27 protein-coding genes are annotated in these 23,867 nt (G+C 69.0%); 14 read left to right on the top strand and 13 right to left on the bottom strand.

Going from position 1 to position 23,867, the window contains the following annotated elements; all coding sequences use genetic code 11:
• Positions 1–7: 7 nt before the first annotated feature.
• Positions 8–730, bottom strand: coding sequence for a dienelactone hydrolase family protein (locus MC45_RS14585; protein ID WP_038664644.1), 723 nt, complete (start codon positions 728–730; stop codon positions 8–10).
• A gap of 72 nt (positions 731–802) precedes the next feature.
• Here MC45_RS14585 and MC45_RS14590 point away from each other — a divergent pair, with 72 nt between their 5' ends.
• The 7 genes from MC45_RS14590 to MC45_RS14620 all read left to right on the top strand — a co-directional run bounded on the left by MC45_RS14590 (position 803) and on the right by MC45_RS14620 (position 7,353).
• Positions 803–1,045 carry a DUF6489 family protein gene (locus MC45_RS14590; protein ID WP_038664647.1) on the top strand — a complete coding sequence of 81 codons (243 nt, stop codon included), beginning with the start codon at positions 803–805 and terminating at the stop codon, positions 1,043–1,045.
• Positions 1,042–2,313, top strand: a complete 1,272-nt coding sequence (gene mnmE / locus MC45_RS14595; RefSeq protein ID WP_038664649.1) for a tRNA uridine-5-carboxymethylaminomethyl(34) synthesis GTPase MnmE — start codon at positions 1,042–1,044, stop codon at positions 2,311–2,313. The genes MC45_RS14590 and mnmE overlap by 4 nt, the downstream gene beginning before the upstream one ends.
• A gap of 163 nt (positions 2,314–2,476) precedes the next feature.
• Entirely contained in the window at positions 2,477–4,312 is a 1,836-nt protein-coding gene (gene mnmG, locus MC45_RS14600; RefSeq protein WP_038664652.1) for a tRNA uridine-5-carboxymethylaminomethyl(34) synthesis enzyme MnmG, read from the top strand.
• Positions 4,309–4,926 carry a 16S rRNA (guanine(527)-N(7))-methyltransferase RsmG gene (rsmG, locus tag MC45_RS14605; protein ID WP_038664655.1) on the top strand — a complete coding sequence of 206 codons (618 nt, stop codon included), beginning with the start codon at positions 4,309–4,311 and terminating at the stop codon, positions 4,924–4,926. The genes mnmG and rsmG overlap by 4 nt, the downstream gene beginning before the upstream one ends.
• Complete coding sequence (locus MC45_RS14610; RefSeq protein ID WP_038664658.1) at positions 4,923–5,711, top strand: ParA family protein; 789 nt, start codon at positions 4,923–4,925, stop codon at positions 5,709–5,711. The genes rsmG and MC45_RS14610 overlap by 4 nt, the downstream gene beginning before the upstream one ends.
• A complete protein-coding gene (locus MC45_RS14615) occupies positions 5,708–6,610 on the top strand; it encodes a ParB/RepB/Spo0J family partition protein (RefSeq protein WP_038664661.1) in 903 nt (300 codons plus the stop codon). The genes MC45_RS14610 and MC45_RS14615 overlap by 4 nt, the downstream gene beginning before the upstream one ends.
• On the top strand, positions 6,610–7,353 hold the full coding sequence (locus MC45_RS14620; RefSeq protein WP_038664664.1) for a dienelactone hydrolase family protein: 744 nt from the start codon (positions 6,610–6,612) through the stop codon (positions 7,351–7,353). The genes MC45_RS14615 and MC45_RS14620 overlap by 1 nt, the downstream gene beginning before the upstream one ends.
• A 13-nt stretch (positions 7,354–7,366) precedes the next feature.
• Here MC45_RS14620 and holA read toward each other — a convergent pair whose 3' ends face one another.
• The 4 genes from holA to MC45_RS14640 are packed head-to-tail and all read right to left on the bottom strand — an operon-like array spanning position 7,367 to position 11,839.
• Entirely contained in the window at positions 7,367–8,386 is a 1,020-nt protein-coding gene (holA, locus tag MC45_RS14625; protein ID WP_038664667.1) for a DNA polymerase III subunit delta, read from the bottom strand.
• Complete coding sequence (lptE, locus tag MC45_RS14630) at positions 8,383–8,889, bottom strand: LPS assembly lipoprotein LptE (RefSeq protein WP_038664669.1); 507 nt, start codon at positions 8,887–8,889, stop codon at positions 8,383–8,385. The genes holA and lptE overlap by 4 nt, the downstream gene beginning before the upstream one ends.
• Positions 8,886–11,387: a leucine--tRNA ligase gene (gene leuS / locus MC45_RS14635; RefSeq protein ID WP_038664672.1), complete on the bottom strand. Its 2,502-nt coding sequence runs from the start codon at positions 11,385–11,387 to the stop codon at positions 8,886–8,888. The genes lptE and leuS overlap by 4 nt, the downstream gene beginning before the upstream one ends.
• An 8-nt stretch (positions 11,388–11,395) precedes the next feature.
• A complete protein-coding gene (locus MC45_RS14640; protein ID WP_038664675.1) occupies positions 11,396–11,839 on the bottom strand; it encodes a DUF3576 domain-containing protein in 444 nt (147 codons plus the stop codon).
• Between the two features lie 284 nt (positions 11,840–12,123).
• On the opposite strand from MC45_RS14640, the gene MC45_RS14645 reads away from it, so the two are divergent.
• Positions 12,124–12,774, top strand: a complete 651-nt coding sequence (locus MC45_RS14645) for a hypothetical protein (RefSeq protein WP_245640738.1) — start codon at positions 12,124–12,126, stop codon at positions 12,772–12,774.
• A gap of 51 nt (positions 12,775–12,825) precedes the next feature.
• Here MC45_RS14645 and MC45_RS14650 read toward each other — a convergent pair whose 3' ends face one another.
• Positions 12,826–13,344, bottom strand: coding sequence for a thiamine phosphate synthase (locus MC45_RS14650; RefSeq protein WP_038664681.1), 519 nt, complete (start codon positions 13,342–13,344; stop codon positions 12,826–12,828).
• A 20-nt stretch (positions 13,345–13,364) separates the two neighbouring features.
• Between MC45_RS14650 and MC45_RS14655 the strand changes: the two genes are divergently transcribed.
• Complete coding sequence (locus tag MC45_RS14655) at positions 13,365–14,036, top strand: YggS family pyridoxal phosphate-dependent enzyme (RefSeq protein ID WP_038664687.1); 672 nt, start codon at positions 13,365–13,367, stop codon at positions 14,034–14,036.
• Positions 14,033–14,704, top strand: a complete 672-nt coding sequence (locus MC45_RS14660; RefSeq protein ID WP_038664690.1) for an HAD family hydrolase — start codon at positions 14,033–14,035, stop codon at positions 14,702–14,704. Before MC45_RS14655 ends, MC45_RS14660 begins: the two co-directional genes overlap by 4 nt.
• Positions 14,705–14,772: 68 nt before the next feature.
• On the opposite strand, the gene MC45_RS14665 is transcribed toward MC45_RS14660, so the two are convergent.
• The gene (locus tag MC45_RS14665; protein WP_038664693.1) at positions 14,773–15,369 is read right to left on the bottom strand and encodes an ankyrin repeat domain-containing protein; all 597 of its coding nucleotides are present in this window, start codon (positions 15,367–15,369) and stop codon (positions 14,773–14,775) included.
• Between the two features lie 63 nt (positions 15,370–15,432).
• Between MC45_RS14665 and MC45_RS14670 the strand changes: the two genes are divergently transcribed.
• Genes MC45_RS14670 through MC45_RS14680 form a run of 3 tightly spaced genes read left to right on the top strand, consistent with a single transcriptional unit; the run spans position 15,433 to position 17,110 of the window.
• Positions 15,433–16,014: an SCO family protein gene (locus tag MC45_RS14670; protein WP_038664696.1), complete on the top strand. Its 582-nt coding sequence runs from the start codon at positions 15,433–15,435 to the stop codon at positions 16,012–16,014.
• Positions 16,011–16,439, top strand: coding sequence for a YcgN family cysteine cluster protein (locus tag MC45_RS14675; RefSeq protein WP_038664698.1), 429 nt, complete (start codon positions 16,011–16,013; stop codon positions 16,437–16,439). Before MC45_RS14670 ends, MC45_RS14675 begins: the two co-directional genes overlap by 4 nt.
• Entirely contained in the window at positions 16,436–17,110 is a 675-nt protein-coding gene (locus MC45_RS14680; RefSeq protein ID WP_038664702.1) for a M48 family metallopeptidase, read from the top strand. Before MC45_RS14675 ends, MC45_RS14680 begins: the two co-directional genes overlap by 4 nt.
• Here MC45_RS14680 and MC45_RS14685 read toward each other — a convergent pair.
• The 5 genes from MC45_RS14685 to MC45_RS14705 all read right to left on the bottom strand — a co-directional run bounded on the left by MC45_RS14685 (position 17,086) and on the right by MC45_RS14705 (position 22,848).
• Entirely contained in the window at positions 17,086–19,236 is a 2,151-nt protein-coding gene (locus tag MC45_RS14685; protein ID WP_081974462.1) for a transglycosylase domain-containing protein, read from the bottom strand. The two genes, MC45_RS14680 and MC45_RS14685, sit on opposite strands and share 25 nt — an antisense overlap.
• A 360-nt stretch (positions 19,237–19,596) precedes the next feature.
• Positions 19,597–19,998 (bottom strand): peptide-methionine (R)-S-oxide reductase MsrB, encoded by a 402-nt coding sequence (gene msrB / locus MC45_RS14690; RefSeq protein WP_038664705.1) that lies wholly within the window; start codon positions 19,996–19,998, stop codon positions 19,597–19,599.
• Positions 19,999–20,036: 38 nt separating this feature from the next.
• Positions 20,037–21,119 (bottom strand): NAD(P)/FAD-dependent oxidoreductase, encoded by a 1,083-nt coding sequence (locus MC45_RS14695; protein ID WP_038664708.1) that lies wholly within the window; start codon positions 21,117–21,119, stop codon positions 20,037–20,039.
• Positions 21,098–21,787, bottom strand: coding sequence for a methyltransferase domain-containing protein (locus MC45_RS14700; RefSeq protein WP_038664711.1), 690 nt, complete (start codon positions 21,785–21,787; stop codon positions 21,098–21,100). The genes MC45_RS14695 and MC45_RS14700 overlap by 22 nt, the downstream gene beginning before the upstream one ends.
• On the bottom strand, positions 21,784–22,848 hold the full coding sequence (locus tag MC45_RS14705; protein ID WP_038664714.1) for a type III polyketide synthase: 1,065 nt from the start codon (positions 22,846–22,848) through the stop codon (positions 21,784–21,786). Before MC45_RS14705 ends, MC45_RS14700 begins: the two co-directional genes overlap by 4 nt.
• 208 nt (positions 22,849–23,056) lie before the next feature.
• On the opposite strand from MC45_RS14705, the gene MC45_RS14710 reads away from it, so the two are divergent.
• Positions 23,057–23,530, top strand: a complete 474-nt coding sequence (locus MC45_RS14710; protein WP_038664716.1) for a helix-turn-helix domain-containing protein — start codon at positions 23,057–23,059, stop codon at positions 23,528–23,530.
• Between the two features lie 58 nt (positions 23,531–23,588).
• On the opposite strand, the gene MC45_RS19370 is transcribed toward MC45_RS14710, so the two are convergent.
• A complete protein-coding gene (locus MC45_RS19370; RefSeq protein ID WP_156143848.1) occupies positions 23,589–23,867 on the bottom strand; it encodes a hypothetical protein in 279 nt (92 codons plus the stop codon).

Below are 23,867 nucleotides of genomic sequence, written 5' to 3' on the forward strand. Positions count from 1 at the left end.
TTTCGTTTCAGCCGAGATGCTCCGCGAAGAAGGTGGCGGTGCGTTCGTCGGCGAGGCGGGCGGCGTCCTCGGAGCGGCGCTTGCCGAATTGCGCGGCGAAGCCGTGGTCCTCGCCGGGGTAATCGTGGAGCGTCACCTTGGGGTGGTCGTCGAGGCCGGCGTGCATCCGCGCCTGCGCGTCCTTGTCGACGAAATGATCCTCCTGCGGCACGTGGAGGAGGACGGGATTGGCGATGGCATGTTTCTCGCCGAGCAGCCCGTCGATGCCGACGCCGTAATAGCCGACCGCGGCGTCGACGTCGGTGCGGGCGGCGGTCATGAAGGCGAGGCGGCCGCCGAGGCAATAGCCGACCGCGCCGACCTTGGCGGCGAGCCCGGTGCCCGTCTGGGCGTCGTTGAGCATCGTCCGCGCGGTGCGGATCGTCGCCTCGATGTCGCGGACGCCGGCGTCCTGATCGAACTGGCCCATCAGCTCGAGCGCCTGCTGCATTTCGGCGGGAACGTCGGGGTCGAGCTGGATGCCCGGCGCGATCTGCCAGAACAGGTCGGGGGCGAGGGCGAGATAGCCGTCGGCGGCGAAGGCGTCCGCCTTGGCGCGAATGCCGGCGTTGACGCCGAAAATCTCCTGGATGACGACGATCGCCGCGCGCGGCGTACCGACGGGTTCGGCGACGTAGACGTCGAAGCGGCCGCGGTCGTCGCGTGTCTCGATCTGGATGGTCTTGGTCATGGGGGTCCTCTCGCGCGTAAGAGCGCGCTGAGCTATGCAGCGGGGCTGAAGGCTGCTCAAGGGGCGACGCGTATGAAGCTGACGGTGAACGTGGATCTGACCCCGGAGGAGGCGCGGCGGGCGATGGGACTGCCCGATCTGACGCCGCTGCACGACCGCTATGTCGCGTCACTGCTCGAAGCGATGAACGGACAGGTGCGACCCGAGCTGCTCGAGACGATGATGAAGAACTGGGCGCCGATGGGCGATGCCGGTCTGGCGATGTGGCGGCAGATGTTCGACCAGGCGACCGGCGGGGGGAAGACGGGCAATTGAGCGACACGATCTTCGCGCTGTCGAGCGGTGCGGCGCCCGCGGGGATCGGCGTGATCCGGGTCAGCGGGGCGCAGGCGTTCGCCGCAGTGGCGCGGATCGCGGGCAGCGTGCCACCGGCGCGGACCGCGCGGGTGCGCGCGTTGCGCGATGCGCAGGGCGCGCTGCTCGACCGCGCGTTGGTGCTGGCGTTTCCCGGGCCGGCGAGCGCGACCGGCGAGGACCTAGCCGAACTGCATTGTCACGGCGGGCGGGCGGTGATCGCGGCGGTGTTGCGCGCGCTCGGGATGCAGCCCGGATTGCGTCCGGCGCTGGCCGGCGAGTTTACCCGGCGGGCGCTGACCAACGGGCGGATCGATCTGGCGGAGGCGGCGGGCCTCGCCGACCTGCTGTCGGCGGATACCGAGCGGCAGCGGGTCGCGGCGCTCGCCGCGGCGGAAGGGATGGTCAGCCAGCGCGTGCGCGGCTGGCTCGACCGGTTGGCGATGCTCGCCGCAGTGACCGAGGCGCAGCTCGACTTCGCCGATGAGGACGATGTCGGCACCGATCAGATGGGTGCGGTGCGCGAAGGGCTGGCGAACCTTGCGGCGGACCTGCGCGGCGTGCTCGCGATGCCGCCGGTCGAGCGCTTGCGCGATGGCGTACAGGTCGTGCTCGCCGGACCGCCGAACAGCGGCAAGTCGACGCTGATCAATCTGCTCAGTCAGCGCGAGGTCGCGATCGTCTCGGCGATCGCTGGCACGACGCGCGACCGGATCGAGGCGACGGTGACGCGGGCCGGCCTCGTCTATGTGCTGACCGATACCGCGGGGCTGACCGAGAGCGACGATCCCATCGAGCGGATCGGGGTGGAACGCGCGGCAGGAGCGATCGTGCGCGCCGACCTGTTGCTGTGGCTCGGCGATGATACGCCGCCGCGCGCGGACGCGATCTGGGTGCAGGCGCGGAGCGATGCGCCGGGGCGGGGGGCGATCGTCGTAGCGGACGTTGCCGTGGCGCAGTCCGATCCGGCAAGCGTCGAGCGGCTCTGGGAGATGATCGCGGCGCGGGCAGAGGCGTTGATGCCGCGGGGGGATGCGGTCGCGTTCCGGAGCAGCGAGCGGGCGGCCTGTGCGGCGGCGCTGGCGGCGATCGAGCGGGACGAGGCGGATGCCTTGATCGTCGCGGAGCAGCTCCGGCTCGCGATACGGGCGCTCGGCGGGATACTCGGAATCGACGCGACGGAGGTGATGCTCGACACGTTATTCGGGCGCTTCTGCATCGGTAAGTGATGTTCCACGTGGAACGTCGCGCTCGATAGCGGGGCAACAGCGAGCACCACAGAGGGGGCTTCGTCGGCTAATGTTCCACGTGAAACATAGCGTCGCCACTCAAATCTTCTGTTTCACGTGGAACACTTTTGACCTCCGCTCTCTCCTCGCATAGGCGAACGGCATGTATGACGTGATCGTCGTTGGCGGTGGCCACGCCGGAACCGAAGCCGCCGCGGCTGCCGCGCGGCGCGGCGCCCAAACCCTTCTTCTCAGTCACGACCGCGATCAGATCGGTGCGATGTCGTGCAATCCCGCGATTGGCGGGCTCGGCAAGGGGCATATCGTCCGCGAGGTCGATGCCTTCGACGGGCTGATCGGACGGGCGGCCGATGCCGCGGCGATCCATTATCGGATGCTCAATCGCAGCAAGGGCGCGGCGGTGCAGGGGCCGCGGGTGCAGGCCGACCGCCGGCGCTATGCTGCGGCGATCCGGCGGATGCTTGCCGGGCTGCCGATGCTGACGATCGCCGAGGGGGATGTCGAGGCGCTGAGTCTCAACGGCGCGCGCATCGATGGTGTCGTGCTGGGTGACGGCAGCCGCATCGGTGGCAGGACGGTGGTGCTGGCCACGGGCACGTTCCTCGGCGGGCGCATGTTCCGCGGTGACGAGCGGCACGAGGGCGGTCGGATCGGCGAGCGGCCAGCGCGCAAGCTCGCCGAGCAATTGCGCGCGCTGGCGCTGCCGCTCAGCAGGTTGAAGACCGGGACGCCACCGCGGCTCGACGGACGGACGATCGATTGGGCGCAGCTCGAGGAACAGCGGTCGGACGTCCAGCCCTGGACGATGTCGCCGATGACCGAGCGCCGGCTGCTGCCGCAGATCGCCTGCGCGGTGACGCGGACGAGCGCGGCGACGCATGACCTGATCCGTGGCGGGCTCGACCGGTCGCCGCTGTTCGGCGGTGCGATCGAAGGGCAGGGGCCGCGCTACTGCCCCTCGATCGAGGACAAGGTGCATCGCTTCGGCGATCGTGACGGGCATCAGGTGTTCCTCGAACCCGAGGGGCTGGACGATGCCACCGTCTATCCCAACGGCCTGTCGACCTCGCTGCCAACCGACGTGCAGGCGGCGATGATCCGCAGCATCGCCGGACTGGAGCGGGCACGGATCACCATGCCGGGCTATGCGGTGGAATATGACTATCTCGACCCGCGGGCGCTCGATGCGACGCTGGCGCTGGCGGCGATCCCCGGCGTCTATTGCGCGGGCCAGCTCAATGGCACGACGGGTTATGAGGAGGCGGCGGGGCAGGGGCTCGTCGCGGGCCTCAATGCCGCGGCCAAGGCCTGCGACCTCGCGCCATGCGTGCTCGACCGCGCGTCGAGCTATACCGGCGTCATGATCGACGATCTCGTCCTGCAAGGCGTCACCGAGCCGTATCGAATGCTGACCGCGCGTGCCGAATATCGGCTGTCGTTGCGCGCCGACAATGCCGAGACGCGGCTGGGTCCGATTGCCGAGATGCTCGGGTGCCTTGGTGATGAGCGGCTGGCGCAGCAGAGTCGCCGGGGGGAGGCAAGGGCGGCGGTGCGCGACGCGCTGACGCAGACGGTCACCGCAGCGGGGATCGCCGCGGCGGGCGTCCATGTCGCGCAGGATGGCAGCCGTCGCAGCCTGTATGAATGGCTGCGGATGGGCGAGCTCGATCTCGACCGCGTCGCGCCGGGGGTGCGACAGATGGCGCCGGCGGCGATCGTCGACGAGGTCGTCGAGGATGCGCGTTATGCGCCCTATATCGAGCGTCAGGCCGAAGAGGTCGAGCGCATGCGCCGGGACGAAGCGGTGCCATTGGCGGCGGAGCTGAATTATGCGGCGATCCCCGGACTGTCGAACGAGATGATCGATCGGCTCGGCAAGGCGCGGCCGGCATCGCTCGGAGCGGCGGCGCGGGTGCGTGGGGTCACGCCCGCGGCTTTGTCGGCGATCTATCTCTATGCACAGCGGCGGGCGGCATGACCGAGGATGACGCACGGACGTGGTTCGTCGATCGGTTCGGAGACACGAAGACCGCACAGGTGGCGGCCTTCCTCGACCTTGTTCGCGAGGAAAATGAACGCCAGAATCTAGTCTCGCCGGCAAGCGTCGCGGCGATCTGGTCGCGGCATGGCGTCGATTCAGCACAGTTATTGTTCCACGTGAAACAGTCCGTTGGGGCATGGCTTGATATCGGAACAGGGGGCGGCTTTCCCGGGATGATCGTCGCGATCCTGCGTGAGGGTCGGGTAACGATGGTCGAGCCACGCAAAAAGCGGGCGTCATTCCTGGAGGCGTGTGTCGAGCAGCTTGGGCTGCATCATGCCACCGTTTCGGCGGCCAAGGTGGAGGCGATCGAAGGGCGGTTCGCCACTATCTCGGCGCGAGCGGTCGCGTCGGTCGAAAAGCTTTTGCAAGCGGCCGAGCATTGCGCCACACCAGCAACACGCTGGATCCTCCCCCGCGGACGGATCGAGGCCGAAGAATTGGCCCGCCTACAGCGTGACCGGACCAGAGTGTTTCACGTGGAACATAGTTTGACCGATCCTCAATCCTCGATCCTGATCGTGGATCGCAACCAAGGACGCGCGCGATGACCTGTATTGCGGTGGCCAATCAGAAGGGCGGTGTGGGCAAGACCACCAGTGCGATCAACCTCGCCACCGCTCTGTCGGCGACGGGCAAGACCGTGCTGCTGATCGACCTCGACCCGCAGGGCAATGCCTCGACCGGGCTAGGGATCAGCCAGGCGCAACGTGGCCGCTCGAGCTATCACGTGTTGATCGGCGAAGCCGAGATCGGCGACACGGTGATCACCACCAAAGTGCCGCGGCTCGATCTGGTGCCGGCGACGCAGGATCTGTCGGGAGCGGAGATCGAGCTGGTCGAGTTCGAACACCGGACGCATCGTCTCGATCGCGCGCTCGCACAGACCAAGGACCGCTGGGACATCGTGCTCATCGATTGTCCGCCGTCGCTGGGGCTGCTGACGATCAACGCGATGGTCGCCGCGGACAAATTGCTGGTGCCGCTGCAATGCGAATTCTTCGCGCTGGAGGGGTTGTCGCAATTGCTGACCACCGTCGAGCGCATCCGCGAGCGGTTCAATCCCGGTCTGGCGATCCTCGGCGTCGCGCTGACGATGTACGATCGCCGCAACCGGCTGACCGAGCAGGTGTCGGCCGACGTGCGTGCGGTGCTCGGGCAGGTGGTGTTCGATACGGTGATTCCGCGCAACGTCCGCCTGTCGGAGGCGCCGAGCCACGGGCTTCCGGCGCTGATCTACGATTATCGCTGTTCGGGGTCGCAGGCCTATATCGATCTCGCGCGCGAGCTGATCGCGCGTCTGCCGCAGCCTCCCGCAACCGCGGCGGCGGCATGAGCGATGCGGCGAAGCGCAGCCGGCCCGCGGGGCTCGGCCGTGGCCTGAGCGCGTTGCTCGGCGAGATGGCGAGCGAGGCCCCGGTCAGCCCCGGTGCCGAGGGCAAGGTCCCGTCCGGCGTGCGGATGTTGCCGGTCAGCGCGCTGACCCCGCATCCCGGTCAGCCGCGGCGCCATTTCGACGATGCGCTGCTCGACGAGCTGGCGGCATCGATCGCGTCGCGCGGGCTGATCCAGCCGATCGTCGTGCGGCCGCATGGCCACGATTATCAGATCGTCGCGGGCGAGCGGCGCTGGCGGGCGGCGCAGCGTGCGCGGCTGCACGAGGTGCCCGTCGTCGTTCGCGACTTCGACGATGCGCAGACGCTCGAGATCGCGCTGATCGAGAACATCCAGCGCCAGGATCTCAATGCGATCGAAGAGGCGCAGGCCTATCAGCGGCTCGCCGGCGAATATGGCCATACGCAGGAGGCGCTCGCCAAGATCGTCCACAAGTCGCGCAGCCACGTCGCTAACTTATTGAGATTGTTGGAATTACCCGAGGCGGTGCAGGATCGGGTGACCGATGGCTCGCTGTCGATGGGGCATGCGCGCGCGTTGCTCGGGTCACGCGACGTCGAGATGCTCGCCGAACAGGTGGTGGCGCGCGGCCTGTCGGTGCGCGAGACCGAAAAGCTCGCCAAGGGCGCCAAGCCGGAGCGGGCCGGGGGCAATCGCGACCGTTCGCCGGCACCCGCACCGGACGCGGACATCGCGGCGCTGGAACGGCAATTGTCCGATCTGCTCGGGCTGCACGTCCGCATCGCGCATAGCGAGAAGGGCGGGACGATCACGCTGACCTATTCGACGCTCGATCAGCTCGACATGGTCTGCCAGCGGCTGACCGGGGATTCGATCTGATGATCCTGCGCAGCGACGAACAGGACGATCTGCCGACCGCGGCGGGTGGGACGATGCGGGTGCATTGGTTCCGGCCGGCGGGGGAGGGGCGGTTCCCCGGATTGGTGCTCTATTCGGAGATCTACCAGATCACCGACCCGATCCGGCGGCTGGCGGCGTTCTTCGCCGGCCATGGCTATGTCGTCGCGGTGCCCGAGGTCTATCACGAGTATGAGGCGCCGGGGACGGTGTTGCGCTACGATGCCGAAGGCACCGCGCGCGGCAACGATCTCAAGGTCACCAAGCCGGTCGCGGCCTTCGATGCCGATGCAGTGTTGGTGCTGGATGCGTTGGCCGGGCATCCGGCCTGTTCGGGGCGGCTGGGGACGGTCGGCGTCTGTCTTGGCGGGCATCTCGCCTATCGCGCGGCGCTCGATCCGCGGGTAAGTGCGGCGGCGCTCTTCTATCCGACCGATATCCATTCGGGTCTGTTGGGCGAGGGGCGGTCGGACGACAGCCTCGCACGGATGGCGGAGTTGCGCGCCGAGACGCTGTTCGTGTTCGGGCGGCAGGACCCGCATGTGCCCTTCGCCGGGCGCGAGACGATCCGGGCGCGGCTCGAGGCGGTCGGCGCGACCTACGAATGGCATGAGGTGAACGGACAGCATGCCTTCCTGCGCGACGAGGGGCCGCGCTACGATTCGGCGTTGTTCGTCGCGGCGACGGGCTGGGCCTTGGCGCTGTTCGGGCGGGTGCTGCGCTAGGATCTCGCGGGGGCTAACCCCGGCGTTCGACGCCCCGCGTCAGCTCGGTCAGCGCGTGATCCGCCAGCACGCTGCCGGCATTGCCGCTCGCCATGATCGCGCGTTCGGCGTGGCGGACGCGGGTGAGCGCGGTGGCGAGCATCGCCGGCGTCCAGCGGCGCAGCGCCTGTGCGGTGGCGGCTTCCTCCTTGAAGAAGATGCGGTGGCGTTTGAAGACGGTGTCCTGCGTCGCGCCGGCATCGATCTCCGCCTTCATCTCGGCGAGCGTCATCAGCCGCCGGGCGAGCAGGCGCAGCCAGGGGATGGGGGAGGTGCCGGCCTCGCCCAACCGGCCGAGTTCGGCACCGAGCGCCGCGGTATGGCCGGTGACGACCGCCTCGACCACCTGCGTCATCTCCGCCTCGCCGAGATCGGCACCGATCGCGTCGAGCGCGGCGTCGTCGAGGTCGTGCGGGCGATCGGGGGCGGCGTCGAGGAACAGCGCCACTTTCTCGATCTCGCGTGACAGCACCGCGCGATCGCCGCCGCAGGTCGCCGCGAGCCGCGCCGCGGCGCTGTTGGTCGGGCGCAGGCCCTGGTCGCGCGCCATCACCGCCGCCAGCCGTTCGAGATCGGCGGCGCTCGGTTCATAAGCGGCGAAGGCCATCGCACGGCGGGAGTCGATCGCCAGTTTGACGATCTTGGCGGTCGACTTGACCGTGGGCGCAAGCGCAACCACCGGGTTGCCGGCATGATCCGCCGCCAGCAGCGCGGTGAATGCGTCGAGACACTCCTCGCCCGCCGGCGAGACGCGGATATGCCGCGCACCGCCGAAGAGCGACATCGACGCCGCCTCGTCCGACAGGCGTGCCGGGTCGGAGCGGAGCGTCGCTCCGTCGAGATCGACGCGTTCCGCCTCCGGCCCCATCGCCTTGGCCAGCAAGGCGGCGAGTTCGGCGGTCGCCGAGCCGTCCGGCCCGTGCAGCAGATACAGGCGGATATCGGGCGAGGGGCGTTCGAGCGCGGATCTTATGTCGCGCGCATTGGCTTTCATCGTGCCGGGCGGCTGCGCGCGTAGACGGCGACGCGCGCGACGATCTGGTCGGCGACGATGCCGGCGAGCCGTTCGAGCGCGGTATTCTCCGCCGCGATCGTCGCATATTCTGACTGGACGACGTCGATGCCCGCGTCCGAACCGGCGGTGTCGTCGAGCAGCACGCTGCCGTCGGCGAGGTTCACCAACTGGAAGCGCGCGCGCAAGGTGCGGCGTTCGCGGGTGACGCTGTCGTCGCGGCGCACACCGAAGCCGGCGATCTTGTCGTCGAGCCGCACGTCAAGCCGATATTGCGGCGTGCCGCCGGCGGCGAGCCGGTCGCGCAGCGCGTTGCTCATCAGCCAGCCCGATTTGCCGTCGATCGGCGTCACCTCGATATGCGCGAGCGTGCCGGCGACGGCGCCGCCCGACCCGCCGCTGTAGAGCGGGCGCAGGCCGCAGCCCGACACGAGCAGCGCGAGCGGCGCGAGGAGCAGGATGGTCCTGATCGAAGGTCTGGTCATGCGACGATGTTCACGAGGCGTCCGGGCACGACGATCACCTTCCTGGGGGGCTTGCCGTCGAGCAGGCGCGCGATCTTGTCTGCGGCGAGCGCGGCGGCCTCGATATCCTCGCGCGCCATGTCCTTGGGCAACGTCAGCGTGTCGCGCAGCTTGCCGTTGACCTGCACCGCGATCGTCACTTCGTCCTCGACGAGCAATTTGGGATCGACCTCGGGCCAGGCGGCGTCGGCGATCAGGCCGTCGAAGCCCTTGGCGGCCCAGGCCTCCTCGGCGACATGGGGGACCATCGGCGCGACCAGCAGCATCAGCGTGTAGATCGCATTGTTGCGCGACGGGGTCGGCTCCGCGCGTTCGATCGCGGTGCAAAGTTCGTACAGCTTGGCGACCGCCTTGTTGAACGCGAGCGCCTCGATATCCTGTTCGATGCCGAGGATCGTCTGGTGCAGCTTGCGGTCGAGCGCGACGTCGCCGCCCTCGCCGGGGGCCGCGCCGTCGTCGCCGTCGAACAGCCGCCACAACCGCTGGATGAAGCGCCACGCGCCCTCGATCCCCGATTCGCTCCACGGCAGGTCGCGCTCGGGCGGCGAATCGGACAGCATGAACCAGCGCGTCGCATCGGCACCGTAACGATCGACGATCGGCTCGGGATCGACGGTGTTCTTCTTCGACTTCGACATCTTCTCGACGCGGCCGATAGTGACCGGCTGGCCGGTGGCGACCTCGAGCCCGTCGCGGACGTCATCGGGAGAGAGCCAGCGGTTGTCCGCCGATTTGTACGTCTCGTGCGTCACCATGCCCTGCGTGAACAGGCCGGTGAACGGCTCGGCGATATCGAGCTGCCCCATATGCTTGAGCGCGCGCGTCCAGAAGCGAGCGTAGAGCAGGTGGAGGATCGCATGCTCGACCCCGCCGATATACTGGCCGACCGGCAGCCAGCTCTCTGCGACCGCACGATCGAACGGCCGGTCCTTGGGCTGGCTAGCGAAGCGGATGAAATACCACGACGAATCCGCGAAGGTATCGAGCGTGTCGGTCTCGCGCACCGCCGGCTTGCCGCATGCCGGGCAATCGACGTGCTTCCACGTCGGGTGGCGATCGAGCGGGTTGCCGGGGACGGCGAAGGACACGTCCTCGGGCAGCACGACGGGAAGCTGGTCCTTGGGGACCGGCTGCACGCCGCAGGCCTCGCAATGGATGATCGGGATCGGCGTGCCCCAATAGCGCTGGCGGCTGACGCCCCAGTCGCGCAGGCGATAGACGGTCGAGCCCTTGCCCCAGCCGCCCGCCTCGGCGCGGCGGATCACCTCGCGCTTGGCGTCCTCGACATCCATGCCGTCGAGGAAGTGCGAGTTCACCAGAGCGCCGGGGCCGGTATAGGCCTCGTCACCGGTGAAGACGGGATCGGTCTGGTCGCCGTCGGAGACGACGCGTTGCACGGGGATGCCGTATTTGCGCGCGAAGTCGAGATCGCGCTGGTCGTGCGCGGGGACGCCCATCACCGCGCCGGTGCCGTAATCCATCAGCACGAAATTGGCGATGTAGATCGGCAACCGGCGGGTTGCGTCGAACGGATGTGCGGCGGTGAGGCCGGTGTCGAAACCGAGCTTCTCCTGCGTCTCCAGTTCGGCGGCGGTGGTGCCGCCCTGCTTGCAGCGCTCGATGAACGCCGCGACTTCGGGCCGCTCGGCGATCGATTGCGCGATCGGGTGATCCGCGGCGACCGCGACGAAGCTCGCGCCGAAGATCGTGTCGGGGCGGGTCGAGAAGACCTCGACCGTGCCGCCGTCCGACACTGCGAAGCCGAAGGTCAGCCCCTGGCTCTTGCCGATCCAGTTCTCCTGCATCAGCTTGACCTTGTCGGGCCAGTGTTCGAGCTTGCCGAGCCCCTCGATCAGCTCGTCGGCGAAGTCGGTGATCTTCAGGAACCACTGGCTGAGCTTGCGCTTCTCGACCAGCGCGCCCGAACGCCAGCCGCGCCCGTCGATCACCTGTTCGTTGGCGAGCACGGTCATGTCGACCGGGTCCCAATTGACCGCCGATTCCTTGCGATAGACCAGCCCGGCGGCGAACATGTCGAGGAACAGCGCCTGTTCGTGGCCGTAATAATCGGGTTCGCAGGTGGCGAGCTCGCGGCTCCAGTCGAGCGCGAAGCCGAGCCGCTTCAGCTGCGCCTTCATCGTCGCGATATTCTCGCGCGTCCAGCTGCCGGGATGGACCTGCTTTTCCATCGCCGCATTTTCGGCGGGCATGCCGAACGCATCCCAGCCCATCGGATGGAGCACTTCGTAGCCGCGCATCCGGCGGAAGCGCGCGAGCACGTCGCCCATCGTGTAATTGCGCACGTGCCCCATGTGGATGCGCCCCGACGGATAGGGGAACATCTCGAGCACGTAGCTCTGCGGCTTGCCGCTATCGTCGCGGGCGGCAAAGGTCTGGCGGTCGTCCCAGACCTTCTGCCAGGTCGAGTCCGCTTGCAGCGCGTTGAAACGCGTAACCATGGTCTGGATTAGCCCGCGATGGACGCGCGGCGCAGATCGCGGGCCCGGGTGAGGATGACGTCTTCGAGCTTCTGCGTGGTCGCGGCGGCGACGGGGGCGGAGACCCACTGACCGTTGCGATTGACCTCGCGCAGCGCCGCGACGCGGACCGCATCGGCGCGCAGATCCTGGTCGAGGATCGAGACGGTCACCTTCATCCGCTCGGTCGGCACCTGCGGGTTGACGTACCAGTCGGTGACGATGACGCCGCCGTTGGAATCGGTCTGGACCAGCGGCATGAACGACAGCGTGTCGAGGCTCGCGCGCCACAGATAGGCGTTGACGCCGATCGTCGTCACCTTCGACGCGGCGAGGTCGGTCTTGGCGACGGCGTTGCCACCGCGGCCGCCGCAAGCGGCGAGCGGCAGCGCAATGGCGGCGACCATGAGGGCGGTGCGCAACGAGCGGATCATGGGCGTAACTGTCCTGCGATAAAAAGGGCGCTTTTCGCTCTATAGATGCAGGGGGGGACCCGCAAGCGACGCGTCGTGACCGCGATGGGGCCGCGATCTGTGGGACTAATGCAACAGTCGGGGGAAATGATGCATCGGACGATCAAGGTTCCATATTGGTGTGGGCCTGAATCGTGTTAGGCGCGTTGCAGCGGGAGTCGAGGGGACTGCTAGTGTTTGCCAAGCGTGCCATGGGGCGTGCAGTGACTGGAGTGATGACGGCGACGCTCTGCGTTACCGCTATCATGGTCGCGCCCGCTTTCGGCGCCAGCGAACGCCCCGCCCCTGCCAAGCGGCCGATGGTGTCGCGCTTCGCCGGCTCGTTCACGCCCGCCGCCGCCGATCCGCGGCTCGCCGCGGCGATCGCGCGCGGTGGCCTCGACGAGGCCGATTTCCGCTTCACGCCCGCCGAGGCGCAGCAGGACAAGCGCGCGGTGACCGTCGCTGTCCGTGCCCGCTCGACGCGCACCGCCTTCGCCGACGCCGGTCGCAGCAGCGCCGTGGCCGCACCGACGGTGGGCATCCAGCCGATCGCCTATAACCTCGGCGTGTCGGTGGGCTGGAAGCGGTTTGCGGTGTCGGGTGCGGTCAACCGCATCGATCTGGGGCCGATCCCGGGCAGCCGCGAATCGACCGACGTCGCGGTCAGCTATCGTGCGGGTCGCGCGAGCAGCCGTCTGGTCGCCGTAGCCGACCGGCCGCTGGAGAATACGCCCAAGCTGACGCAGGAGCTGCCGAGCTATTCGGTCGACGTCAGCAGCTCCTATTCGCTGACGCGCAATCTCGATGTGACCGCCGGCATGCGCTATCGCTCGGATCGCGAGCGGCTGGCGCGGCTCGACGACGATCGGCGTGACAGCCAGTCGGTCTACGTCGGGACGGCGTTCCGCTTCTGACCTGATGCATGATCGGGCCGGGCTGGTCCGATCGTGATCCGCGCGGGGCGATCAGCGGGCCGTCAACCCGTCGATCGCCGCCCAGCCGTCGAATCCGTAATACCGCAGTCTGAGCCAGCGCGCCGCCGTCATTCCCCCCAGCGCGACGCGCCGGCCGCCGCCGCCCTGCGCCAGTGCGACGGCGCGGCGTATGCCGAGCGGCGTTGTGCCCGGATGCGACCGCGTCGCATGGACCGGCGAGACGAACAGCCACGTCGCCCCCGCACGGCGCGCTGCGACCGCCTGCCGCCTATCGTGGACCGGATAGGTTGCTGCACGGGGTCCGCCATGCGCCGGCGCGCCAGGTAGCCCACCACCGGCGCTGATCCGCAGACCACGCGCCTGCGCCAGCCGCCGTACCCGCAGGAACAGCCGGTGCCGTTCGCCTCGCGACAGGTCGTAATGGCGGAACACCACGCCGGCGCCCGGCGGCAGCGCGCGTAGCGTCGCGAACAGCGCGTCGTCGATCCGCGGATCGGTCATCAGCCAGGCGTGGCGACGCGGATCGATATTGCGGTTCAGATTGGCCACCGCGCCGCTATAGGGCGCTCATGACCGCCGCCACCAGCCCGCTCGACCACGTCACCGCCGGCATCGCGCACGCCGCGCGTCTCGCCGGCCGCGAACCCGCCGCCGTCACGCTGATCGCCGTCTCCAAGACGCATGACGCCGAGACGATCCGGCCGCTGCTCGACGCCGGCCAGCGCGTGTTCGGCGAGAATCGGGTGCAGGAGGCCGCCGCCAAATGGCCCGCGTTGCGCGATGCGTATCCCGGCGTCGCGCTGCACCTGATCGGCCAGCTCCAGTCGAACAAGGCGGATGAGGCGGTGGCGCTGTTCGACGCGATCCATGCGGTCGACCGGCCGTCGCTGGTCGAGGCGCTCGGCAAGGCGATGGCGAAGGCCGGGCGGCGGCCCGATTGCTTCCTGCAGGTCAATATCGGTGCCGAGGAACAGAAGGGCGGTTGCGCGATCGCCGATCTGCCGGCGCTGCTCGATCAGGCGCGCGCCGCCGGGCTGCCGGTGGCCGGGTTGATGTGCATCCCCCCCGCGGAGGTCGAGCCGGCGCCCTATTTCGCGTTGCTCGCCAGACTGGCGCGCGAGGCGGGACTCGAAGGGCTCAGCATGGGCATGTCGTCGGATTACGAGACCGCGGTGACGCTCGGCGCCACCCACGTGCGGGTGGGCAGCGCCTTGTTCGGCGCACGGGGAGACAAGGCATGACGTTCAAGGGCTTGTTGTTCGACTTCGACGGGGTGCTGATCGAGAGCGAATATGCCGGTAACCGCCAGATCGCCGAATGGCTGAGCGCGGCGGGGCATCCGACCACGCCGGAACAATCGATGGCCAATTTCATGGGGCTGGCCGGCGCCGACTTCCGCACCGCGGTCGAGGGCTGGATCGGCGGCCCGCTGCCCGACAGCTTCACCGCGGCGCGGCAGGCGGAGGATGCGCGCGCGATGGCCGAGGGGATCGACGCGGTCGCCGGGGCGGTGGCGTTCGTCCGGTCGCTGCCCGCCGACCTGCCGCGCGCGGTGGTGTCGTCGAGCCCAACCGCGTGGATCCGCCGTCATCTCGACCATATCGGCCTGTCGGACGCGTTCGGCGACCATATCTACAGCGGCCGCGAGCATGTCACGAAGGGCAAGCCGGCGCCCGATCTCTACTGGTACGGCGCGAGGGCGATCGGCGTCGACATCGCCGATTGCGCGATCCTCGAGGATTCGCCGGTCGGTGCGACCGGCGCGGTGGCATCGGGCGGCTATGTCATCGGCCTGTGCGCGGGGACGCATTGCGGCCTCGGCCATGACGCGCGGCTGCGCGCGCTCGGCGTGGATGCGGTGGCGTCCGACTTCGGCGAGGTGGCGCGGTTGCTGGGGCTGCAAGGCTGAGCGCGGTGCTTCGACCGGCCCGGCACGGGCGGTGAGATCACCGCCCGCGACCGAACCTGTCGGAGCGATCAGAATTTCGGCCCGGCCACCTGCGCGCGCGCCTTCTTGGGCGCATCCTTGAACAGCGCGATCATCGTCGGGTTGCGCGAGTCGCGCAGCGCATAGGCGCGCGCCGACATACCGGCGAGATTGTCGGTCTGGTCGGGATCGGCGCCCTTGGCGAGCAGCTTGCGCGCGATCGGCTCGTTGCGCGCGTTGACCGCGACGATCAGCGGCGTCTGGCCCGAGCTGTTGGCGAGGTTGATATTGGCATTGTAGGTCAGCAGCAGATCGACCAGATCCTCGCGCCCCGCCTGCGCCGCGAGGACCAGCGGCGTATTGCCCTTGGCGTCGCGGATGTTGGGGTCCGCCTTATGCTGCAGCAGATATTGCATGTAGAGACTGCCGGAATGGCCGACGAGGATGTGCAGCGCGCCCTTGCCGGTGGTCACCGCCTTGGTGTTGATGATCGTGCTGCCCGGCGTCTCGATCATCGTCGTGACCTCCTTGCCGTCCTCCTTCTCGATCGCGGAGAGGAATTTGTAACTCTCCGACTGTTGCTGCGCCGCAGCCGGCACGGCGATGGTGGAGAGCGCGAGCGCGAGAAGAAGGCGCGAACGGTTCATGGCGGGGTCCCTGACGACGAAAGCTTGCAGCCCTGCCGGTAACAGATCAGAGCTGGCGTGGTCATGAACATTCTGCGTCTCGCCCCGCTCGCCGCCGTCGCCCTGGTCGCCTGTCATGCCGCGCCGCAGGAGGCGCCGCCGCTGGCGGGCGCCAGGATCAGCGGCCCGTTCACGCTGGTGGACCAGGACGGGCGGACCGTCAGCGATCGCGATTTCGCGGGCAAATACCGGATCATGTATTTCGGCTACACCTTCTGCCCCGACGTCTGCCCGACCGACGCGGCGGCGATCGGCAAGGCGGTGGCGGAGCTCGACGGCAGCGACGCCGATCTCGCCCGCCGCATCGTGCCGATCTTCGTCACCGTCGATCCCGAGCGCGACACGCCCAAGGTCCTCAAGAGCTTCACCGCCGCCTTCCATCCGCGCATGGTCGGGCTGACCGGCACGCCGGCGCAAATCGCGGCGGTCTCGAAGGCCTATGGCGTCTATGCCGGCAAGGGCGAGACCCAGCCGGGTGGCGGCTATCTGGTGAACCACAGCCGCACCACCTATCTGATGGACCTGGACGGCAAGCCGCTTGCGCTGCTGCCGACCGAGCAGGGGCCGCATGCCGTGGCCGCCGAGATCAAGCGCTGGGCGAAATGAGCAAATTCTGGGAGCTGCCGATCGAGCAGCTCGACCGCGGCCAATGGGAAGCCTTGTGCGACGGCTGCGGCAAATGCTGCATCCACAAGCTGGAGGACGAGGAGACGGGCGAGATCGTCCCGACCAACGTCGCCTGCCGCCTGCTCGACCGGCGCAGCGGCTTCTGTTCGGACTATAAGCACCGCCACGCCTATGTCCCCGAATGCGTGCGGCTGACCGCGGGCAACGTCCGCGGCATCGACTGGCTGCCGTCGACCTGCGCCTATCGGCTGCGCGCGGCGGGCGAGCCGCTGCGCGACTGGCATTATCTCATCAGCGGGGATCGCGAATCGGTGCATGCCGCCGGCATTTCGGTGCGCGGCTGGACGGTGAGCGAGGACGATGTCGGCGATATGGAGAACCATATCGTCGAACGCGAATTGTGAGCGAGCCGTTCGAGGTCGTGCGGCACCCGACCGCGCGGCGCATCCGCCTGTCGCTCGATCCGGCGAGCGGGCGGGCACGGCTGGTGGTGCCCAAGCGCGCGGCGTTGAAGCCGGCGCTCGCCTGGGCGCAGGGCAAGACCGAATGGATCGCGCAGCAGCGCGCGCGTTTGCCGCAGCCGCGCCCGTTCGTGCCCGGCATGGCGCTGACCGTCGCCGACCAAGTGCTGACGATCGGCTGGCAACCGGGCAGCCGGCGCCGAGTCGAGGTGGACGGCGACATCCTGTCGCTCTCCGGCCCGCTCGACACGCTGCCGCGGCGGGTGGAGACGTGGCTCAAACGGCAGGCGCTCGACCTGCTCACCCGCGAGACCGCGGACTATGCCGCCAAGGCCGGCGTCACCGTCGCCCGCGTCGCGATCGGCGATGCCCGCGGCCGCTGGGGCAGCTGCGCGCACGATGGCGCGATCCGCTACAGCTGGCGGCTGATCCTCGCCCCCGGCTGGGTCCGCCGCGCGACGGTGGCGCATGAGGTCGCGCATCGCGTCCACATGAACCATGCGCCGGTGTTCCACGCGCTCGTCGCGCGCCTGTACGGCGAGGACCCGACCCCGGCACGCGCCTGGCTGCGCGACCATGGCGCGGCGCTTCACTGGGTCGGGCGGTCGTCCTGAAGCGGGCGGGGCGGCTGGCGGTTCGCTGGGGCCCCGTCACGGCGATCGTCGCGTAGCGGCTGGCGCACCGGTGCGGCGGGGTCGCGGCGGTCGTCGCGCGGCTGCGGCGCATCGCGGCCGGTGACGCGGTCGATGAGATCGTCGAGCTGCTGCGGCGCGCTGTCCTGCGGGCGGATGGCCTGCTCGTCCTGCTGCTGCTCGTCGCGCGGCGCCTGCGCGACCGGGTTGCCGTCCTCGTCGACCATCGCCCCGCCATTGTCGGGCTGGCCGAAATAGGTCTCCTCGTCGGGTTCGAGCTGCCATTCGGGCAACGTCACCTGCGTCTCGAACTGCTCGATCGGCCGATTGGCGGTGGCCGGCTTCATGAAGGCGGCGAAGGCGCGCGCCGGCGCGGTGCCGCCGTGCAGGCCGGCGATCGGCCGCGCATCGTCGCGGCCCATCCAGACGCCGGTGGTGAGCCCACTGGAGAAGCCGAGGAACCAGCCGTCCTTGAGCGAGGTGGTCGTGCCGGTCTTGCCCGCGACCGGGCGACCGATCTGCGCGGCGCGGCCGGTGCCGGTGTTGACCGCGGTCTGCAACAGGTCGGTCATCTCCGCCGCGACATAGGGCGCGACCAGCACGTGGCTGCGGTCGACCTCGTGCGTGTAGATCGTCTGGCCGTTGGCGGTGACGCGGGTGATGCCATAAGGCGTCACCGCGACGCCCTTGGCGGCGACGCTGGCGAACGCGCGGGTCATGTCGATCAGCCGCACGTCGGAGGTGCCGAGCACCATCGCCGGATGCGTGTTGATCGGCGTGGTGATGCCGAAGCGGCGCGCCATGTCGGCGATCGTGGTGAAGCCGACCTCCTGACCCAGTTTCGCCGCGACGGTGTTGAGCGAGAAGGCGAAGGCGGTGCGCAACGTCACCGGCCCGGAGTTGCGGCGCGAATCGTTGCGCGGGCTCCAGCCGTTGATCGTGACGGGTTCGTCGACGATCGAGTCCTCGGGCTTGTGACCCGCTTCCAGCGCGGCGAGATAGACGAACAATTTGAACGCCGATCCCGGCTGGCGCTGCGCCTGCGTCGCGCGATTGTAGATCGACGAGACGTAATCCTTGCCGCCGACCATCGCCTTCACCGCGCCGTCGCGGTCGAGGCTGACCAAGGCACCCTGCGCGCCGTCGGGCGCGTTGGCACGGACCGCGGCATCGGCATCGCGCTGCATGCCGAGGTCGAGCGTCGTCCACACGTCGAGCGGTGCCTGCGTCTCGTCGATCAGCGTGTCGAGCTGCGGCAGCGCCCAGTCGGTGAAATAGCGCGCGCTGTTCTGCCGGGGTTCGGGGGCGAGGCGCAGCGCCTGCGGATCGGCCTCGCTCGCCTGTTCGCGGGTGATCGAACCGTGGCGGACCATCGCGTCGAGCACGACGCCGGCACGGCCGACCGCGGCCTGCGCATCGGCGGTCGGCGAATAATTGGACGGTGCCTTGACCAGCCCGGCGATCACCGCCGCCTCGGCGAGGTTGAGCGTGTTGGCGCCATGGCCGAAGAATTTGCGCGACGCCGCGTCGATGCCATAGGCGCCGCCGCCGTAATAGACCTTGTTGAGGTACAGTTCGAGCACCTGGTCCTTGCTGAACTTGCGTTCGAGCGCGAGCGCCAGGATCCACTCACGGAACTTGCGGCCGAACTTCTTCTGGTTGTTGAGGAAGACGTTGCGCGCGAGCTGCTGGGTGATGGTCGAGCCGCCCTGGATCCAGCGCCCGCGCTCGTAGCGGATCAGCACCGACCGCGCGATGCCGAGCGGATCGACGCCGGGGTGGCTGTAGAAGCGGCGATCCTCGACCGCGACGGTCGCCTCGCGCATCACCCGCGGGATGCTGTCGTAGGACAGCCATTCGCCGTAGCTCGGCCCCATCGAGACGATGACGCTGCCGTCGGCGGCATGGACGCGGATCATCTGGCCGTTGGGCGAGGATTTCAGCTCCTCGAAGCTCGGCAATTGCGAGCGCGCGACATAGACGGCGATCGCCAGAGCGCCGAACGCCAGCACGACGAGCGCCACCGCGATCTGCGCGGACAGGACGAGCCGCCGGCGCCATGGCGAGCGGCGGGCAGGAGCGGAGCGGGGGGTGCGCGCACGGGCCATGAAGACTTGCGCGATTACCGGATGACCGCGGTGCCGACAAGCGGGCGGGGCGATGTTTCGCGCCGGTATGGGGGCGCGGGGAGGGGGGACGTAGCGGGAGCCGAGTGCGGCAAATCCTCCCGCTGGCGGGCGGAACCATCGTCTTTGTATTCGACCGAGCCCCAAACCCACCCCGTCACCCCGGACTTGTTCCGGGGTCCACCCTGCGGCGAGGAGAAAGGCTTGATTCGAGACCGTCCTCCCGCGGCCCCGTGGACCCCGGAACAAGTCCGGGGTGACGAATTTGATAAGTAAACCGATCGAGCCTCATCACCGCAGCCATATGCGATTCCCCTCCCGCTGGCGGGGGAGGACCTGAAACTACGCTGCCTTGCGGGCGCGGAACTCGAGCGCGATCGAATTCATGCAATAGCGCAGGCCGGTCGGCGGCGGGCCGTCGGGGAAGACGTGGCCCAGATGGCTGTCGCAGCGGGCGCAGCGCGTCTCGGTGCGGGTCATGCCGTGGCTGGTGTCGCTATGGTCGGCGACGCGATCGGGCGTGATCGGCTGGGTGAAGCTCGGCCAACCCGAGCCGCTGTCGTATTTGTCGGCGCTGTCGAACAGGTCGAGATGGCAGGCGGCGCAATGATACAGGCCGTCCGCCTTGTTGTCGGTCAACGCCCCCGCATAGGCGCGTTCGGTGCCCGCTTCGCGCAGCACGTGATATTGCGCCGGGGTCAGGCGCTTGCGCCATTCGGCTTCCGAAAGATTCAGGTGATCCATGGCGTTAATCTCGTGACGGAGGGGAGCAGCGTCAACCATCATTGGGTCATTCTGGTCGCAAGCGCCACGACCTGAATCAACCCCGGCGGCAGCCAGCGCAGCGCGCCGGCCGACCAGCGACCCTCGGCGAGGCGGCGGACCAGCCCGGCGACCGCCATCGGCCGTGCCAGCCGGGCCGCGAAATCGCGCTGCCACGCGGCGGCGGCGTCGGGTCCGCCGCGCAGATAGGCCTCGGCGGCTGCGACGCCGCTGGCGAGCGCGATGCCCATGCCCTCGCCGGCGAGGCTGGGGATGACGCCGGCCTGATCGCCGAGCCGGAACAGCCCGGCGCTGCCGCCCTGCTGCCGCCAGCCATAAGGGACGTTGGCGATCGCATCGATCGGCGCGCCCGGCGCGAGTCGCGCCAGACGTTCGCCGAGCCGCGGCAACTCGCGGCCGAGCTGGTCGAGCAGATCGGCGGGGCTGCCCGCCGCCTGGAGGCGCGAACGGTGGACCGCCATGCAGACGTTGGCGCTGCCATCCTCCTGCAGGGCGATGCCGGCATAGCCACGATCGAACAGATGCAGTTCGATCCGGCCGGCCAGCGCGCGCGCCATCTCCGGATCGGCGGCGAGGCGGACGCGGAGGCCCAGCGTCGGATCGCGGCCGCGCGCCGCGGCGGGCCGCGCCAGCCCGCGCACGTCATGCTTGCCGCTGGCGAGGAACAGCGCTCCGGCGGCGATGTCCGGCCCCTCGGCGAGTTGCGCGGTGAGGCCGTCGATGCTGCGGACGGTGACGCCGGTCTCGATCTCCGCGCCGGCCGCGCGCGCCGCGTCGCGCAGCACGGTATCGAGCCGTCGTCGCGACACGCCGAGCGCCGGACGCGGCAGCGCCGCCTCGCGCTCGCACCCGCCGGCGACGATCGTCACGCGGGTCAGCCGGTCGCGGTTGAGCGTGTCGGGATCGACGCCGAGCGCCGCGATCCGGTCGATCGTCCGCCAGCTGACGAAGCCGCCGCACAAGCCATCCGTCGCCGCCTGCCGCTCGACCAGCAGCGCGCGGGTGCCGCCGCGGGCAAGGCGGATCGCCGCCGCCGCGCCCGCCGGCCCGCCGCCGACGATCAGCGCCGCCGTTCGACGCATAACCGGAAGGGGAAGGCGCGGAACACGCGCGCATCGGCGATACCCGCCGCGGCGAGCAGCGGTGGCCATTCGTCCGGCCGGTACGACCGCGCGATCGACAGCCGGCCGTCGTGGCGCACGATCGGATGCCAGCGGGCGAGCGTCGCGAGCAACGGGAAGCCGGCATGCGCGAAGCGATGGCGGTGGAGGTCGTTGACCAGCCAGCCGCGCGCCGCCTCGGCCTCCATGAAGCGCAGGAAGGCGACGAGCTGCGCCTGCGTCATATGGTGCGCGACAAGGCTGGAGATCACCACGTCCCAACCTTCGCCGGCGCAATCGGCGTAATCGCCGGTCCGCCACGCGATCGGCAGCCCGGCGGGGGTGTGGGCGCGCGCCGCCGCCTCGCTGCGCGGATTGAGATCGATGCCGACCAGCTCGGCGGCGATGCCGCGTTTGTCCGCCCAGCGCGCGATGCGACGCAGCATGTCGCCGTCGCCGAAGCCGACATCGAGCACCTTCAGCGTCTTGGCGCCGGCGCTGGCGCGATCGAGAAAGGCGAGCGTCGGCCGCGCCGCCAGCGTCACCGTGTTGACCCGCGCGAGATCGGCGACGACCGCGGCATAGACCGGCGCGGGCAGGTCGTCGGCGTCCATCAGCTCCTCGGCCTGTGCGCGGACGGCGAGGCTCATGGCGCCGCCCGCAGCGCCAGCCCCTCGGCGGCAAGCCCGGGTCCGAAGGCGAGCGCGACGCCCTCGGGCTGCGCCGGCGGCGCGGCGAGCAGCCGGGCGAGGACGAACATCAGCGTCGCCGACGACATATTGCCGTAATCGGCGAGCACGCCGCGCGACGCCGCCAGCGCGGTCGCGGGGAGGGCGAGCGCGGTCTGAACCGCGTCGAGGATCGAGCGGCCGCCGGCATGGACCGCCCAGAACAGGCCGGCGGGCGCCGCGTCGCCGGTCACCGTCGCGACGAAATCGGCATCGCCGAGCGCATCGCCGATCCGCCCCGGCACCGCGCCGTCGAGGTGCATCGCGAAACCGGTATCGGTGATCGTCCAGCGGATCAGCTCCGCGCTGTCGCCGAGCGTCGCCGCGAACGGCTGCCCGAGCTCGATCCCGGTCGGTTCGGCGCTGACGATCCCCGCCGCGGCGCCGTCCCCGAACTGCAGCATCGCGAGCAACGGCTCGATCGCCTGTTCCTCCTGCAAATGGAGCGACGACAGCTCGACCGTCACCACCAGCACGCGCGCCGCCGGTTCGGAGCGGACGATATGACGCGCGGTGCGCAGCGCGACCACCGCCGCATAGCAGCCCATGAAGCCGATCAGTAGCCGCTCGACCGACGGCGCCAGGCAGAGCCGGCGGGCGATGATCTGGTCGATCCCCGGCGCGACGAAGCCGGTGCAGCTCGCCACGACGAGATGGGTGATGCCGGCCGGCGCGGTAGCGTCGTCGCCGGTCAGCGCGGCGATCGCGGCAAGCGCCAGCGCCGGCGCCTCCGCGGCATAGAGCGCCATCCGGGCCGCGGTGCCGGGCGACGCGGCACCGTAGAAGCCGCCGGCGTCGACCGCACTGCCGCCGTTCGCGCCGGGCAGCACCGACCAGCGATGCGCGATGCCGGCGCGCGCCGCCATTCGCGCGAACAGCGGCCGCGCGCGTGGCTCGACCCGTGCGCCGGCCCAGTCGATGAAGGCATGGTGGACGTCATGGGGCGGGACGGCGGTGCCGACGGCATTCAGATAAGCGGCCACCGAATTCCTTTACACCCGCGTCCGACGATCGGGACAGCAGCAACGCATGATGGAACGACAAGGATGCAGCAAGGCGGCGTGCGTCGATCGCGTCGCCGCATCGTTCGGGTCGATCTCCCGATATTGGCCATGTCCCCTAAATAGTTGTGTTTTTTCTGTGTCTGAATGGTAGGCAGACGATCGACAAACGACGCTTGGGGAATGCGACGTGCCACATGAGTCCATCGCCGGACTGGTCAAAGACCTGACGACGCAACTCTCCGCGATCGCGGTGGAGTTCGGGACGCGTGCCGATCGTCTCGCCGGGGCGGCGGGCGGCACCGGCGAGGCGCAGGCCGTCGTCACGCCGCTCAACGGGCGCGAACTGGCCAAGCAATTGCTGGCGCAGCGCCAGGCGCGGTTCGACCATTTCCCCGCCGAACTGTTCCACGAACCCGCCTGGGACATGCTGCTCGCGCTGTTCGTCGCGCACGAGGAGCGCCGGACGATGAACGTCAAGACATTGGTCGGCAGCGCGCACGCGCCGGTGACCACCTCGCAGCGCTGGATCGACCATCTCCACAAGCTCAAGCTGATCGACCGGGTGATCGACCCGGTCGACCGGCGGCGGATGGAAATCTCGCTGAGCGACGCCGGCTATGCCGCGATCACCGCCTATCTGCGGCGGATGGGCGCGGCGTAAGGGGCGGGCTTTTGGTATCGCGCGTTGGCATAACCGTCTGAATTATTTGTTTACGTTTTTAATCATCATCAAGTGACGAGGGATCTAACGATAGGTCGACTGGAATATCTCTTACAAACTTATCATCGCCATCGTCGTATTCGGGTGATATGTTTTCAAAGGCTGTGATTAATTTTCTCAAAAATAACTTGTCTAGGGATTCTAGATCGGCGAAAATCTGCTCTATAATATGTACGGCGGTATCGTTTTCGATGGCATCTTCGTCCGATCCTTCGATAAATAGCAACAAATTCGCTACAAGCCTAGCAACTTGCAACGCGATTAAATCACTATTCAC

The sequence above is a fragment of the Sphingomonas taxi genome (genome assembly GCF_000764535.1).
In the GTDB taxonomy this organism is placed as follows: Bacteria; Pseudomonadota; Alphaproteobacteria; order Sphingomonadales; family Sphingomonadaceae; genus Sphingomonas; species Sphingomonas taxi.

What these genes read in the sequence shown, in the direction of transcription:
- MC45_RS14585 (WP_038664644.1), bottom strand. Translation starts at nt 730, where the DNA reads ATGACCAAGACCATCCAGATCGAGACACGCGACGACCGCGGCCGCTTC.
- MC45_RS14590 (WP_038664647.1), top strand. Translation starts at nt 803, where the DNA reads ATGAAGCTGACGGTGAACGTGGATCTGACCCCGGAGGAGGCGCGGCGG.
- mnmG (WP_038664652.1), top strand. Translation starts at nt 2,477, where the DNA reads ATGTATGACGTGATCGTCGTTGGCGGTGGCCACGCCGGAACCGAAGCC.
- rsmG (WP_038664655.1), top strand. Translation starts at nt 4,309, where the DNA reads ATGACCGAGGATGACGCACGGACGTGGTTCGTCGATCGGTTCGGAGAC.
- MC45_RS14610 (WP_038664658.1), top strand. Translation starts at nt 4,923, where the DNA reads ATGACCTGTATTGCGGTGGCCAATCAGAAGGGCGGTGTGGGCAAGACC.
- MC45_RS14615 (WP_038664661.1), top strand. Translation starts at nt 5,708, where the DNA reads ATGAGCGATGCGGCGAAGCGCAGCCGGCCCGCGGGGCTCGGCCGTGGC.
- MC45_RS14620 (WP_038664664.1), top strand. Translation starts at nt 6,610, where the DNA reads ATGATCCTGCGCAGCGACGAACAGGACGATCTGCCGACCGCGGCGGGT.
- holA (WP_038664667.1), bottom strand. Translation starts at nt 8,386, where the DNA reads ATGAAAGCCAATGCGCGCGACATAAGATCCGCGCTCGAACGCCCCTCG.
- lptE (WP_038664669.1), bottom strand. Translation starts at nt 8,889, where the DNA reads ATGACCAGACCTTCGATCAGGACCATCCTGCTCCTCGCGCCGCTCGCG.
- leuS (WP_038664672.1), bottom strand. Translation starts at nt 11,387, where the DNA reads ATGGTTACGCGTTTCAACGCGCTGCAAGCGGACTCGACCTGGCAGAAG.
- MC45_RS14640 (WP_038664675.1), bottom strand. Translation starts at nt 11,839, where the DNA reads ATGATCCGCTCGTTGCGCACCGCCCTCATGGTCGCCGCCATTGCGCTG.
- MC45_RS14645 (WP_245640738.1), top strand. Translation starts at nt 12,124, where the DNA reads ATGGTCGCGCCCGCTTTCGGCGCCAGCGAACGCCCCGCCCCTGCCAAG.
- MC45_RS14655 (WP_038664687.1), top strand. Translation starts at nt 13,365, where the DNA reads ATGACCGCCGCCACCAGCCCGCTCGACCACGTCACCGCCGGCATCGCG.
- MC45_RS14660 (WP_038664690.1), top strand. Translation starts at nt 14,033, where the DNA reads ATGACGTTCAAGGGCTTGTTGTTCGACTTCGACGGGGTGCTGATCGAG.
- MC45_RS14665 (WP_038664693.1), bottom strand. Translation starts at nt 15,369, where the DNA reads ATGAACCGTTCGCGCCTTCTTCTCGCGCTCGCGCTCTCCACCATCGCC.
- MC45_RS14670 (WP_038664696.1), top strand. Translation starts at nt 15,433, where the DNA reads ATGAACATTCTGCGTCTCGCCCCGCTCGCCGCCGTCGCCCTGGTCGCC.
- MC45_RS14675 (WP_038664698.1), top strand. Translation starts at nt 16,011, where the DNA reads ATGAGCAAATTCTGGGAGCTGCCGATCGAGCAGCTCGACCGCGGCCAA.
- MC45_RS14685 (WP_081974462.1), bottom strand. Translation starts at nt 19,236, where the DNA reads ATGGCCCGTGCGCGCACCCCCCGCTCCGCTCCTGCCCGCCGCTCGCCA.
- msrB (WP_038664705.1), bottom strand. Translation starts at nt 19,998, where the DNA reads ATGGATCACCTGAATCTTTCGGAAGCCGAATGGCGCAAGCGCCTGACC.
- MC45_RS14695 (WP_038664708.1), bottom strand. Translation starts at nt 21,119, where the DNA reads ATGCGTCGAACGGCGGCGCTGATCGTCGGCGGCGGGCCGGCGGGCGCG.
- MC45_RS14700 (WP_038664711.1), bottom strand. Translation starts at nt 21,787, where the DNA reads ATGAGCCTCGCCGTCCGCGCACAGGCCGAGGAGCTGATGGACGCCGAC.